Raw genomic sequence first — 12,480 nt, 5'->3', positions numbered from 1 at the left:
AATCGGTCAGTCGTCGCGCCACGGCGGGTCGGCGCCGGGGCGGGAGACGGTGATCGCTGCGGCCGCCACGGCGGCGTGTCCGAGGGACTGCAGCTCGTCGGCCGCGAACGACGTCCGGTCGGCCCAGCCCCGCCGCAGCAGCTCGGCCAGCAGCGTTCCCATCCAGGTGTCGCCGGCGCCGATCGTGTCGGCGACCTCGACCGGCGGGACCCGGACCTCGACCTCGTCGGACCCGGAGCAGAGCAGCGCCGACTCCCCGCCCCGAGTCAGGGCCGCCAGCGCGGGTCCATGACCGGCCAGGAGCCGCAGCACCGAGAGCGGGCCTCCCGGGTCCTCGGCGAGCACGTCGGCGTCCTCGTCGCTCAGCTTCACGAACCGGCTGAGGGCGGCGAGCTCGAGGACGCGCTCGCGGAGCAGCGGGACCGACGGCGCGAGCGCGGGCCGGACGTTGGGGTCGAAGCCGACCGCCCGACCGGCAGCGTGCGCGCGTCGGACGAGGTCGAGGACGACGTCGGCGCCGGGCGCCATCCACGCACCGATCGAGCCGACGTGGACGAGGTGGAAGTCCTCCAGGTCGGGCAGCTCGTTCGGGTTCCAGCGGAGGTCGAACTCGTACGTGGCCGAGCCGTCGGCGCCGATCGTCGCGGTCGCCGACGCGGTGGGCAGGGAGACGTTCGCGTTCGCCAGCGTCACGCCGCTCTCGGCGAGATGAGCTCGGATCAGCGCGCCGAAGTGGTCGTCGCCCACGTGAGCGGCGAGCGTCGTGTCGATGCCCTGACGCGCCATGGTCACCGCCACGTTCAGCGGCGAGCCGCCGGGATGCTCGGCGACGCTGCCGTCGGGCATGCGCGTGACGTCCATCAGCGCCTCGCCGACGACGAGGGCGCGGGGCACGCGCGCCGCGCTCATCTACGGAGTCGCCTGCCGGGTCATGGGGACGTGGTCGATGCCGGCCTCCATGAAGTGCGGGCCGGTGGTGACGAAGCCGAACGAGCCGTACCAGTTCTCGAGGTAGGCCTGGGCGCCGAGCCGGATCTCGGTGTCGCCCCAGCGGTTCACGACCTCGCGGACGAGGGCGCCCGAGAGGCCCTGGCCGCGCGCCTCCTTCAGGGTGGCCACGCGGCCGACCTTGCGGACGCCGTTCGACAGGTAGGTGCGCAGGTAGGACTGGACGAAGCCGTTCGCGTCCGCGATCCACAGGTGGGTGCAGTCGTCGGCCAGGTCGACGCCGTCGACGTCGGGCTCGTCGCACTGCTGCTCGACCGCGAAGACGACGTCGCGGATGCGCCAGATTTCATAGACCTCACGGGCGCTGAGCTCGGGGCCGGGACGTGCGGTGATCGTGGGGGTCGTCACGGGTTGACGATAGTCGGCTGGCCGAGCAGCTGCTCGACGTGCTCGAGGAGCCTCGCGCGCAGTGGGGCCGCCGCCTCGGTGAACCCGCGTTGGCGGCGGACGTACTCGGCCTTGCCCTCGGGCGTCTCGATGCGGATGGGCTCGTAGCCGAGGTCCGCGAGGTCGTAGGGGGAGGCCTTCATGTCGACCTCGCGCACGGCCAGCGCGAGCTCGAACGTGTCGAGGACGATCGTCGCCTCGACGAACGGCAGCAGCCGGAACGCGATCCGGTAGAGGTCCATCGTCGCGTGGAGGCAGCCGGGCTGCTCGCGGTCGAGCTGGTGCTCACGGCCGAGCACCTCGACGTTCAGCGGGCGCGCCTCGTCGGTGAAGAAGCGGAACGCGTCCACGTGCGTGCAGACGAGCCGGTTCGACTCCACCACCTCGTCCGTGCCGGCGGCGCCGAGCCGCAGGGGAGCGGGATGTCGGCGGTCGTCGGCTTCGCGGTAGACCATCGCCCACTCGTGCAGGCCGAAGCAGCCGGTGCGCGGGGACCGGGCAGCCGTTCGTGCCAGCAGCTCGCGGGTCCACCGCAGCCCCGAGAGCCGCTTCCCCAGCCGGGAGGCGTCCACCGTCGCGACGCCGTCGGACTCGACGTAGGCCCCCAGCGCGGCGTACTCGGGTGCATCGGCCAGACCGACGCCGAGCCCCGGGTGCCAGCGCTCGAGCGCGCCCGGGGACAGGTTGTAGTACTCGAACAGGAAGTCCGCGACGGGGTGCTTCTCGCCGTCGGCCCGCCGTGCCAGGTGGGGTGCTGTGTGCCGCCGGGCGCGTTCACGGTGCGCCTCGGCGAGTGGCAGCCATGCGGATCGGCTCAGGACCTGCATGATCCGCAGGTGCCGAAGATCTCCAGCGTGTGGGAGACGTCGGCGAAGCCGTTCTCCTCGGCGACCCGGTCGGCCCAGCGCTCGACGGTGGGGCCCTCGACCTCCACCGTGCGACCGCACGCGCGGCAGACGAGGTGGTGGTGGTGACCGCGGCTGCACTGGCGGTACAGCGTCTCGCCGTCATCGGAGCGCAGCGCGTCGATCTCCTCGGCGTCGGCGAGCGCTTGCAGGGTGCGGTAGACCGTGGACAGGCCGACGTTCTCGCCGCGCGACGCGAGCATCGCGTGGATCTGCTGCGCGGAGGAGAACCCGTCGAGGTCCTCCATCAGCTCGGCGACGGCTCGGCGCTGGCGGGTGTTGCGGGGTGCCTCAACCACGAGGTGCCTCCTGTCGGGTGCGGACGTGTGTCAGTGCGTGGGCCAGGGCGGTCACGACGAACACGGCGAGGGCGATCACGACGATCGTGGGGCCCGGCTGGGTGTCGATCTGGTAGCTCACGAGCAGGCCGGTGACCGCCGAGAACAGCCCGATCGCCATGGCAGCGAGGTGCGTGGAGCGAAAGCTGCGGGTGACCTGCTGGGACGCCGCGACCGGGACCACCATCAGCGCCGAGACCAGCAGCAGTCCCACCGTGCGCATCGCGACGGTGATCGTGACGGCCGCGAGCACCGCGATGAGCATGCCGTACAGCCTCACCGGGATGCCCATGACGCGCGCCTGGGACTCGTCCTGGCACACGGCGAACAGCTGCGGACGCAGGGCGATCGTCGTGGCGATCACGACCAGGCCGAGAGCGACGACGATCACGAGGTCGGTGCGGCTCATCGTGATGATCGAGCCGAAGAGGTACTGGTTGAGCGTGGCGGCGGACTCGCCGGCGAGGTTCGTCAACAGCACGCCGCCCGCGAGGCCTCCGTAGAAGAGCATCGCCAGTGCGAGGTCCCCGCTGGTGCGGCCGACGCTGCGCAGGATCTCGAGCAGGATCGCGCCGCCGACGGCCACGACGATCGCGGTGGTCAGCGGAGCGACGCCCGTCAGCAGGCCGAGCGCGACGCCGGTGAGCGCCACGTGGCCGAGACCGTCGCCGAGCAGGGCCAGGCGCCGCTGGACGACGAACGTGCCCACGGCCGGTGCCGACAGGCCCGTGACGATCGCCGCCACGAGCGCGTACTGCATGAAGGAGTAGGAGAGGACGCTCATGCGGCGCCTCCCGGGAGCGGTCCCTCGGCGGGCACGGGACGCGTCACCGCGGGCTCGCTGCTGTGCGCGTGGTCGTGGGCGTGGTCGTGCGTCCCGGGCCCCTGCGCCGGCCCCTCGTACTCGACGAGTCCGGAGTCCAGGTGCACCGCGCGGTCGACGAGCGGCGCCAGCGGGCCGAGCTCGTGGGCGACCATGACGATCGCGGTGCCGCGCTCGTCCAGCTCGCCCAGCAGGTCGGCGAAGACCTCCGCGCTGTGCGCGTCGATGCCGGCCATCGGCTCGTCCATGACGACGAGGTCGGGGTCGGCGACCAGGGCGCGAGCGATGTGCGCGCGCTGCTGCTGGCCACCGGACAGGTGGGTGAGGGGCCGCTTCGCGAGGTGGGCAAGCCCCACGCGCTCGATGAGCTCGGCCGCGGCGGCCCGGTCGGCGCGCGACGGCCAGCCGAAGCGCGGCCGGCGCGACAGCGCGCCGCTCACGACGACCTCGGTCACGGTGGCCGGGACGCCGGAGAACACCTCGGGACGCTGGGCCATGTAGCCGACGCGCTGGTGGTCGCGGAACTGGTCGAGGGGCGTGCCGAAGAGCCGGACCGAGCCGCGGTGCGGCAGCAGGCCGACGAGTGCGCGCACGAGCGTGGACTTGCCCGAGCCGTTCGCCCCCAGGATGGTCACGAACTCGCCCGGCATGACTCGCAGGTCGACCCCGCGCAGCACCTGAGTGCCGGCGAGGTCGACCCGGACGCCCGTGGCGTCGATGACGGGGGTGGAGGGGTCGGTCACTGGCAGCCGTTCGCCTTCACCAGTGCCTCGAGGTTCTGCCTCATGAGGGAAACGTAGTCCTCGTCGGCCGTCTCGTCCGACAGGCCCTCGATCGGGTCGAGCACGGCGGTGGCCGCACCGGTCTCGCGGGCGACCGTCTCGGCGAGCGCCGACGACGCCAGTCGCTCGGTGAACACGGTCGTCAGACCGTGCTCCTTGACCTGCTCGGTGATCTCCGCGAGCGCCGCCGTGGTGGGCTCGGACTGCGGGTCGATGCCGCTGATCGGCACCTGCGTGAGGTCGTACGCGTGGGCGAGGTGGCCGAACGCCGCGTGCGACGTGACGAACTCGGTGCGCTCGCACGAGGCGAGGCCCTTCGTGAAGTCGGCGTCGAGCGCCTCGAGCTCGGCGATCAGCTCATCGGCGTTCGTCTCGAAGGTGGAGGCCTGGTCGGGGTCGGCCTCGACCAGCGCGTCGCGCACGCCCTCGGCGGCGGTCACCATGTTCGCCGGGTCGAGCCACACGTGCGGATCGATGCCGCCGTGGTCGTGGTCGTGCCCCTCGTGGTCCTCGTCGTGGTCGTGGTCGTGACCTTCCTCGTCGGCGATCTCCTCGACGCCGGCGGCCAGGTCGACCGTGGTGGCCGAGTCGCGGTCGGCGTCCTCGACGGCGTGGTCGACGGCCTCCTGGAAGTGGGTGAGGTAGACGACGACGTCGGCCTCGTTGACGTCGACCACCTGCTTGGCGGTGAGCTCGAGGTCGTGGGCCTCGGCGCCGGGGGAGGTCAGGGTCTCGACGGAGACGCTCTCGCCGCCGATGCGCTCGGCGAGGAACGCGGCGGGGTAGAACGACGCGACGACCGAGGTGCGACCGTCGTCGTCACCCGACCCGGCGCACGCGACGAGGGTTCCGGCGAGGAGGGCGGTGCAGGCGGCACCGGCAAGCAGCTTCATGACAACCATTCTCAAGAAGAGTGAGAACGGTTGTCAAATCAGAGCCGGCCCCCCGTGGTCGGGTCGAACACGTGCACCTGCGAGAGGTCCAGCGGGGACAGCCGGATCTCGCTGCCCTTCTCGGGCGGGTTGCGCCAGTCGGTGCGCGCGACGAGGTTGTCCGTGAGGCTCTCGGTGTGCCCGTAGAGGTACGCGTCGGCGCCGGTCTCCTCGACGACCGAGACGGTGATCGGCAGCCCCTGCTCGCTGATGCCGAGGTTCTCGGGCCGCACGCCGATGGTGACGACGGGCCCGGCCTGCGCGAGGACCGACCGCTCGATCGGCACCACGGCGTCGCCGAGCCGCACGCCGCCATCGACGACGGGCAGGTCGAGCAGGTTCATCGCGGGGGAGCCGAGGAAGCCGGCGACGAAGACGTTGGCTGGGTGGTCGTAGATCTCGCGCGGCGTCGCCACCTGCTGCAGGACGCCGGCCTCCATGACCGCGACGCGATCGCCCATCGTCATGGCCTCGACCTGGTCGTGGGTGACGTAGACCGTCGTCGTGCCGAGCCGGCGCTGGAGCGCGGCGATCTGGGTGCGGGTCTGCACGCGCAGCTTGGCGTCGAGGTTCGACAGCGGCTCGTCCATCAGGAAGACCTGCGGCGAGCGGACGATGGCGCGGCCCATCGCCACGCGCTGCCGCTGGCCACCGGAGAGCGCCTTGGGCTTGCGGTCGAGGTAGGGCACGAGGTCGAGGATCGTGGCCGCCTCCTCCACCCGGGTGCGCACCTCGGCCTTCGGGATGCCCGCGATCTTCAGCGCGAAGCCCATGTTCTCGGCCACGGTCATGTGCGGGTACAGCGCGTAGTTCTGGAACACCATCGCGATGTCCCGGTCCTTCGGCGCCAACCGCGTGACGTCGCGGTCGCCGATGAGGACGCGACCGGAGTCGACGTCCTCGAGTCCCGCGAGCATGCGCAGGGTCGTGGACTTGCCGCAGCCGGACGGACCGACCAGCACGAGGAACTCGCCGTCCTCGATGGCCAGGTCCATCGCGTCCACGGTCGGCCGCTCCTGGCCGTCGAAGATGCGGGTCGCCTGGTCGAACGTCACCGATGCCACGGTGCTGCTCCCTTCGTCGGGGTCATGGTCACCACGGCTGCCAGTCCGGCTTGTGGGCGACCGTGAAGCGGTAGTAGTCGAGGAGCCGCAGCTCGGACGCCGCGTCGGGGTCGACGACGAACGTCACGTGCGGGTGCAGCTGGAGCACCGAGGCGGGGCAGAACGCGCTCACGGGGCCCTCCACCGCGGCCGCGACGGCTGCTGCCTTGGTCGCTCCGGTCGCCACGAGGACGACGTGGCGCGCGTCGAGGATCGTGCCGAGGCCCTGCGTCAGCACGTGGACTGGCACCTCCTCGACCGAGTCGAAGAAGCGCGCGTTGTCCTGCCGGGTCTGCGGCGTGAGTGTCTTGGTGCGGGTGCGCGACGCGAGCGACGAGCCGGGCTCGTTGAAGCCGATGTGGCCGTCCGTGCCGATGCCGAGCAGCTGGACGTCGATGCCGCCGGCGGCCGCGATGGCGGCCTCGTACCGTGCCGCCTCGGCGGGGACGTCCTTGGCCTCGCCGTCGGGTCCGTCGACCTCGATCCCCGCGCGGTCGGTGAAGTCGCGGCGGATCACCGAGTGGTAGCTCTGCGGGTGCGACCGCGGCAGGCCGAGGTACTCGTCCAGGGTGAACGCACGCACGCCGTCGAACGACAGGGTGCCCGCGTCGCGCCGGCGCAGCAGCTCCTCGTAGACCGGCAGCGGCGACGAGCCCGTGGCCAGCCCCAGCACCGCGCCGGGGTGCACGTGCCCGGAGATCGCGTCCGCCGCGACCTCGCCCGGGCTGGACGTGATGACGACCTCCATCAGACCCGCACCCCCTCGGCGACGAGGAGGGCGGCGCCGCGGGTGCCGACGGCGACGTCCTCGGGCAGCCAGCGCACGCGGTCGCCGACCGGGACGGCGCGGCCGACCACCGTGTGGTCGTCGTGGTCGAGTCGGGCAGTCACGGCCCGGCGCAGCGCGGGGTTGCGCGAGACGACCCCACCCGTGACGAGGATCAGGGCGACGTCAGGCGCGTAGGCCAGCAGCGTGATCGCGTGCGCGATGCCGGCGGTGAGGTCGGCGGCCGTGCGGACGGCGACGGGGTCGCCCGCCGCCGCGGCGTCGAGGAGCTGGCGCGCGGTGCCACTCCACGTGCGCCGCATCCCGCTGCCGGAGGCGTAGAGCTCGAGACAGCCCGTCTGGCCGCACGGGCAGGTCGGACCGCTGCGGTCGAAGACCAGGTGGCCGATCTCGCCGGCCATCCCGGTGGCACCGGCGCGTAGCCGGCCGTCGAGGACGAGTCCCGCGGCCAGGCCGGTGCCGATGTTCAGCAAGGCGTAGTCGTCGACGCCGGGGTCGTGCCGCGCCACCCAGCCGCCCGCGCCGAGCGCGGCGGTGTTGACGTCGTTCTCGACCCCCACCGGGCCGGACGTGAGCGAGCGCAGGGTCGGGAGCAGGTCGAGCGGCTCGGCGCCGAGGCCGAGGTTCACGGCGTGCGAGACGGCGCCCCGGCTGACGAACCCCGGGATGCCGACGCCGATGCCGGCCACCTCGGCGTCGGGTCCGACCTCGGCCGCGAGGGAGTGCACGGCGGCGGTGATCCCGGCGCGGATGCCCGACTCGCCGGGCTCGGTGCGGTGACGCACCTCGGCCAGGGCGGGCCCGGTGGGGTCGCCGGGGGAGACCGCCACGGCCTTGACGGACGTGCCGCCGATGTCGAGGCCCACGAGGATCGGGGTCACGAGACCTCACCCCTCAGCGCCCGCGACAGGGCGGCCAGCAGGGCGGCGGACGAGCCCATCGTGCACACGACGTCGGGGCGTCCGGCCAGTCGCGGGTCGGGCCACGCCAGCTCGACGAGACGGGCCTGGGGGTTCGCCTCGAGCTGCTGCGCTACCCACGCCCAGACGTCGGGATGAGCCGTGGCGCGACGGGTGACCACGAGGACCTCGCCGCCGAAGGGCCCGACACCGTCGAGGTCGCGCGCGGTCAGGTCGACCACCTCGGCGTCCACGTCGAGGCGGCCCCAGTCGGTCCAGCCGACCGCCGGGTTGGTGCCGGTGTCGATGCGCACCACGGTGGCGCGGCCGTGCAGGGGAGCCACGCCGAGCCGCGACACGACCTCGGACGCGACCTTCTCGGCGGCCACGCGACCGGCCTCGACGGCGCCCGCCTCGACGGGAGGCCGCTCCGACCACGTGGCGCGCAGCCGCTCGACCCGGGCGGCCGCGTCGCGGAGTCTCCCGCGGTCCAGCGTTCCGGACTCGACGGCGGCGACGACCGCGTCGACGGCCTCCGCGAGCGCACGGGGCTCCGCGGACGCCTCCGGTCCGAGGCACAGCAGGTCGGCACCGGCCGCCAAGGACGCGACCGCGGCGCCACCGAGTCCCAGCGTGCCGCTCGCGCCCGCCATGTCGAGGGCATCGCTGACGATCACGCCGTCGTAGCCGAGTTCCTCGCGCAGCAGTCCGGTGAGGACAGCCGAGCTCAGCGTGGCGGGTCGGTCCGGGTCGAACGCGGCCAGCACGACGTGCGAGGTCATGATCGAGGCGGCACCCGCGGCGATCGCCGCGCGGAACGGCACCAGCTCACGCTCGTGCAGGACCTCGGCGGACGCGTCGACGCGGGGGAGCGTGAGGTGGGAGTCGGCGCTCGTGTCGCCGTGGCCGGGGAAGTGCTTCACGCTGGCCGCGACGCCCACCGAGGCGAGGCCCTCGACGAACGCGGCGACGTGGCGGGCCACGAGGCCCGGGTCGGCGCCGAAGCTGCGCGTCCCGATGACGGGGTTGGCCGGGTTGCTGTTCGCGTCGGCGCACGGCGCGAGGTCGAGCCACACGCCCGCCTCGCGGAGCTCCGCCCCGATGCCGGCGGCGATCGTGCGCGTGAGCTGGACGTCGTCCACGACGCCGAGCGCCGCGTTGCCCGGGTGGGGGCTGCCGTCGGCCATGTGCAGCCGCGTGACGTCGCCACCCTCCTCGTCGAGCGCCAGGACCCGCGTCGGATCGAGCGCCGCGACGGCGCGCGCGACCGGCCGGACGTCGCCGTCGGCCGGCAGGTTGTCCCCGTAGAGGCAGATCCCCGCCAGGCCGCCCTCGAACGCCGGACCGAGCCACGCGGGCACGTCGGGCCCGTGGAAGGCCGCCAGCATCACGCCGTGGGCGTCGGCGCGCACGGAGCCGCTCATCCCTTCACCGCCCCCGAGACGAGGCCGGACGTCATCCGGCCCTGCACGATCATGAAGAAGACGATCACCGGGACGGCGACCATCGTCGCGCCGGCCATGACGCCGGGCCAGTCGATGGCCTCGTTCGAGACGTCGGACAGCCCGCGCAGCCACAGCGGCAGCGTGCGGTTGGACGGATCCATCACGACCACCGCGAGGGTGAACTCGTTCCACGCCTGGAGGAAGCCGTACACGCTGGCGGCGACCAGGCCGGGAGCCAGCAGCGGGAAGGTGATCGTGAAGAACGCGCGGGTGCGGCTGCAGCCGTCCACCATCGCCGCCTCCTCGAGATCGATCGGGACGCCGTCGGCGAAGCCGCGCAGCATCCAGATCGTGAACGGCAGGATCATCGCGACGTAGAGCAGCCCGAGACCGCCGACGGTGTTGTAGAGCCCGGCGTCGCCGAGCATCTTGTACTGGCTGATGAACAGCGCCTCGGGCGGGATCATCTGGATTGCCAGCACGACGAGGATGAACTGGACGCGCCCGCGGAAGCGGAAGCGCGAGATCGCGACGGCGCCCAGGAACGCACACAGTCCGGCGCAGACGACGGCGAGCAGCGTGACCGTGATGCTGAGCTTGAACGAGTCGAGGAACGCGTCGTCGAAGACTCGGGCGAAGCCCGAGCCGGTGAGGTCGCGCGGGAACCACGCGGGCTCGGGGGAGCGCAGCCGGTCGGCCGGCTGGAACGCGCTGTTGAGGATCCAGTAGACGGGGAACACCCACACGACCGCGATCACGATCGCCAGGGCGCCCCACAGGCGTCGGCTCAGGGTGCGGCTCATCGGGACTCCCTCAGCAGGGCGCGGACGTAGCCGGCGGTCAGGACGAGCGTCAGCACCAGCACGAACATCGCCAGGGCGGACGCCATGCCGTAGTCGCTCTGGCCGATGCCGAGCGTGTAGATGTACGTGCCGAGCAGATGGGTCTTGCTCGGGGTGCCGCCGACGCCCTGCAGGTAGTAGATCTGGGCGAACACGCGCAGGTCCCACACGACCTGCAGCAGCAGCGTGATCGTCAGGACGGGGCGGATCGTCGGGTAGACGATGTGCCGGAAGCGCTGCCACGGGCTGGCGCCGTCGAGCTCGCCGGCCTCGAGGGCGTCCTCCGACACCTGGGTCAGTGCCGCGTAGACGGTGAACATCACGAACGGCACGCTCATCCACACGACGATCACGGTGGCGACGAAGTAGAACGACCACGGGTTGGTCAGCCAGTTGTGGCCGTCGAAGGACTCGAAGCCCAGCTTGACGAGTGTCCAGTTGATGACGCCGTACCGGGTGTCGAAGAGCCACTGCCACGAGGTCATCGCGGCGATCACCGGCATCGCCCACGCGAGCAGCATCGCGATCTGGAGCGTCAGCCGGGGGCCGCGGGACACGCGTCGCAGCAGCAGGGCGATCGCGATGCCGAGCAGCATCGTGACGGCCACGTTGACCGCGCAGAAGGCCAGCGACCGGCCGACCACCGCCCACATCTGGGCGTCGGTGAACAGGTCGACGTAGTTGTCCAGGCCCACGAAGGGCGCCGGCTGGCCGAACTGCTGGGCCCGGCCGTACTCCTGGAACGACATCACGACCTGGCGCACGAGCGGATATCCCATGGCGATCGCGAGGATCACCAGCGACGGCACCAGCAGTGCGTACGGTCCGACCCGACGGGTCATCGTCTGTGTGCTCATCGTTCCCTCCCTCCCCTGCGCAGTGTGTTCGTGGCAGGCGGTGGGGCCCGGCCGATCGACCGGGCCCCACCGGCTCCTTCAGTGTCGAGGCGTCACTTGTTGAGCTCGGCCTCGAGCTTGGCGTCCGTGGCCTTCGCGACGGTGGCGACGTCCTCGCCGCTCGCGATGGCCCCGAAGAACTCCTCCATCACGCTCGACGTCTCGACCGCGGCCCAGTTGGGCGAGGTCGGCGTGAGCTTGGAGTTGCTGGCCGCCTCGACGGCCGCGGTGGCGAACTCGTCGTCGCCCATGAGGGACGTGAACTCGTCGTTCGCCGGGCCGAGGCCGTTCTTGGCGAGCAGCTGCTGGTAGTCGTCGCTGTAGATCAGCTTGAGCACGTCGAAGGCCAGGTCCTGGTTCTTCGACTTGGCCGACACGGCGATGTTCGAGCCGCCGGCAAAGACCGGGGCCGCGTCGCCGTCGACGCCCGGCAGCGCGAACGCGCCGAGGTCCTCGGCCTTGTCCTCGGCCACCGACCAGCGGGCCCAGCTGGGCGCCATGAACATCGCGGCCTCGCCGTTGTTGAACGGGGTCCAGGCCTCCTCGTCCTTGCCGTCCTTCGGCGCCGTCGTGGCGTCCTGGGCCAGCTGCTGCCACTGCTCGAGTCCCTTCACCGACTCGGCAGAGGACAGCTTGCCGACCCACTGGTCGCCCTCCTGGACGGCGATGTCGCCGCCGTGCGCGAAGACCCAGCTGATGCCGTTGCGCCAGTCCTGGCCGGGCAGCCAGAAGCCGCTGTACTTGTCGCCGCCCTCGGTCTTCAGCTTCGCGGCGGCGGTGCTGAAGTCGGCGAGTGTCTTCGGCGGCTCCAGTCCGGCGTCCTTGAGGGCCTTCTTGCTGTAGAAGACGTAGCGCGAGCCCCAGTAGTACGGCACGGCGTAGAGCTTGTCGTCCCACGTGCCGGCCTCGACGAACGACTCCGGACCCATCGAGCCGAGCTCGTCGGCCTTGTCGGTGAGGTCGGTGAACGCGCCGATGCTGGTGAACGAGGCGGCCTGGGTGTTGCCGATCTCCACGACGTCGGGCGACTTGTCGCTCGGCAGCGCGGTGTTGAGGCGGGTCAGCAGCTCGCCCCAGTCGATGCGCTCGATCTTGAGGGTCTTGCCGTCGTGCTCGGCGGCGAACTCCTTCTCGAGCCAGTCGGACGCCTCCTTCGGGGTGTCCTCCTTGCCGGCGAGCCAGAGCGTGATGGTGTCGGACCCGGAGTCGGACGACCCCTCGTCGTCGCCGCTCCCGCACGCGGCGAGCGCGCTGAGGGCGAGTCCGGCCACGGCCGCGCTCGCCGCGAACTTGCGGAGCTTCATGATGTGCCTCCCATGAATGGTGGTGGTGG

General features: G+C 72.0%; 14 protein-coding genes. All 14 read right to left on the bottom strand.

Annotated elements, in window-relative coordinates; genetic code table 11:
• Positions 1-6: 6 nt before the first annotated feature.
• The 14 genes from BJ975_RS07085 to BJ975_RS07020 all read right to left on the bottom strand — a co-directional run bounded on the left by BJ975_RS07085 (position 7) and on the right by BJ975_RS07020 (position 12,451).
• On the bottom strand, positions 7-909 hold the full coding sequence (locus BJ975_RS07085) for a PfkB family carbohydrate kinase (protein WP_179424465.1): 903 nt from the start codon (positions 907-909) through the stop codon (positions 7-9).
• Entirely contained in the window at positions 910-1,356 is a 447-nt protein-coding gene (locus BJ975_RS16720; protein ID WP_179424464.1) for a GNAT family N-acetyltransferase, read from the bottom strand.
• Entirely contained in the window at positions 1,353-2,222 is an 870-nt protein-coding gene (locus BJ975_RS07075) for a 3-methyladenine DNA glycosylase (RefSeq protein WP_179424463.1), read from the bottom strand. Before BJ975_RS07075 ends, BJ975_RS16720 begins: the two co-directional genes overlap by 4 nt.
• Positions 2,210-2,599 carry a Fur family transcriptional regulator gene (locus BJ975_RS07070; protein ID WP_179424462.1) on the bottom strand — a complete coding sequence of 130 codons (390 nt, stop codon included), beginning with the start codon at positions 2,597-2,599 and terminating at the stop codon, positions 2,210-2,212. Before BJ975_RS07070 ends, BJ975_RS07075 begins: the two co-directional genes overlap by 13 nt.
• Positions 2,592-3,422 carry a metal ABC transporter permease gene (locus BJ975_RS07065; protein ID WP_179424461.1) on the bottom strand — a complete coding sequence of 277 codons (831 nt, stop codon included), beginning with the start codon at positions 3,420-3,422 and terminating at the stop codon, positions 2,592-2,594. The genes BJ975_RS07070 and BJ975_RS07065 overlap by 8 nt, the downstream gene beginning before the upstream one ends.
• Entirely contained in the window at positions 3,419-4,204 is a 786-nt protein-coding gene (locus BJ975_RS07060) for a metal ABC transporter ATP-binding protein (protein WP_317628298.1), read from the bottom strand. Before BJ975_RS07060 ends, BJ975_RS07065 begins: the two co-directional genes overlap by 4 nt.
• A complete protein-coding gene (locus BJ975_RS07055; RefSeq protein WP_179424460.1) occupies positions 4,201-5,136 on the bottom strand; it encodes a metal ABC transporter substrate-binding protein in 936 nt (311 codons plus the stop codon). Before BJ975_RS07055 ends, BJ975_RS07060 begins: the two co-directional genes overlap by 4 nt.
• A 38-nt stretch (positions 5,137-5,174) precedes the next feature.
• A complete protein-coding gene (locus tag BJ975_RS07050) occupies positions 5,175-6,239 on the bottom strand; it encodes an ABC transporter ATP-binding protein (RefSeq protein WP_179424459.1) in 1,065 nt (354 codons plus the stop codon).
• Positions 6,240-6,267: 28 nt separating this feature from the next.
• Positions 6,268-7,026 (bottom strand): glucosamine-6-phosphate deaminase, encoded by a 759-nt coding sequence (nagB, locus tag BJ975_RS07045; RefSeq protein WP_179424458.1) that lies wholly within the window; start codon positions 7,024-7,026, stop codon positions 6,268-6,270.
• Positions 7,026-7,946, bottom strand: coding sequence for an ROK family protein (locus BJ975_RS07040; RefSeq protein ID WP_179424457.1), 921 nt, complete (start codon positions 7,944-7,946; stop codon positions 7,026-7,028). Before BJ975_RS07040 ends, nagB begins: the two co-directional genes overlap by 1 nt.
• A complete protein-coding gene (locus BJ975_RS07035) occupies positions 7,943-9,388 on the bottom strand; it encodes a glycoside hydrolase family 3 protein (protein ID WP_179424456.1) in 1,446 nt (481 codons plus the stop codon). Before BJ975_RS07035 ends, BJ975_RS07040 begins: the two co-directional genes overlap by 4 nt.
• Positions 9,385-10,212: a carbohydrate ABC transporter permease gene (locus tag BJ975_RS07030; protein ID WP_179424455.1), complete on the bottom strand. Its 828-nt coding sequence runs from the start codon at positions 10,210-10,212 to the stop codon at positions 9,385-9,387. The genes BJ975_RS07035 and BJ975_RS07030 overlap by 4 nt, the downstream gene beginning before the upstream one ends.
• The gene (locus BJ975_RS07025) at positions 10,209-11,108 is read right to left on the bottom strand and encodes a carbohydrate ABC transporter permease (RefSeq protein ID WP_218845754.1); all 900 of its coding nucleotides are present in this window, start codon (positions 11,106-11,108) and stop codon (positions 10,209-10,211) included. Before BJ975_RS07025 ends, BJ975_RS07030 begins: the two co-directional genes overlap by 4 nt.
• Positions 11,109-11,200: 92 nt before the next feature.
• Positions 11,201-12,451, bottom strand: coding sequence for an extracellular solute-binding protein (locus tag BJ975_RS07020; protein ID WP_179424454.1), 1,251 nt, complete (start codon positions 12,449-12,451; stop codon positions 11,201-11,203).
• Between the last annotated feature and the right edge of the window lie 29 nt (positions 12,452-12,480).

Origin of the sequence: Aeromicrobium tamlense, assembly GCF_013408555.1 — a bacterium.
Classification (GTDB): Bacteria; Actinomycetota; Actinomycetes; order Propionibacteriales; family Nocardioidaceae; genus Aeromicrobium; species Aeromicrobium tamlense.
Note: the sequence above shows the minus strand (reverse complement) of the source record. Positions and strands in the feature narration are given on the sequence as shown.

Excerpts from the sequence above, each read along its gene's own strand:
- BJ975_RS07085 (WP_179424465.1), bottom strand. The coding sequence starts at position 909 with ATGAGCGCGGCGCGCGTGCCCCGCGCCCTCGTCGTCGGCGAGGCGCTG.
- BJ975_RS07075 (WP_179424463.1), bottom strand. The coding sequence starts at position 2,222 with ATGCAGGTCCTGAGCCGATCCGCATGGCTGCCACTCGCCGAGGCGCAC.
- BJ975_RS07065 (WP_179424461.1), bottom strand. The coding sequence starts at position 3,422 with ATGAGCGTCCTCTCCTACTCCTTCATGCAGTACGCGCTCGTGGCGGCG.
- BJ975_RS07055 (WP_179424460.1), bottom strand. The coding sequence starts at position 5,136 with ATGAAGCTGCTTGCCGGTGCCGCCTGCACCGCCCTCCTCGCCGGAACC.
- nagB (WP_179424458.1), bottom strand. The coding sequence starts at position 7,026 with ATGGAGGTCGTCATCACGTCCAGCCCGGGCGAGGTCGCGGCGGACGCG.
- BJ975_RS07035 (WP_179424456.1), bottom strand. The coding sequence starts at position 9,388 with ATGAGCGGCTCCGTGCGCGCCGACGCCCACGGCGTGATGCTGGCGGCC.
- BJ975_RS07030 (WP_179424455.1), bottom strand. The coding sequence starts at position 10,212 with ATGAGCCGCACCCTGAGCCGACGCCTGTGGGGCGCCCTGGCGATCGTG.
- BJ975_RS07025 (WP_218845754.1), bottom strand. The coding sequence starts at position 11,108 with ATGAGCACACAGACGATGACCCGTCGGGTCGGACCGTACGCACTGCTG.
- BJ975_RS07020 (WP_179424454.1), bottom strand. The coding sequence starts at position 12,451 with ATGAAGCTCCGCAAGTTCGCGGCGAGCGCGGCCGTGGCCGGACTCGCC.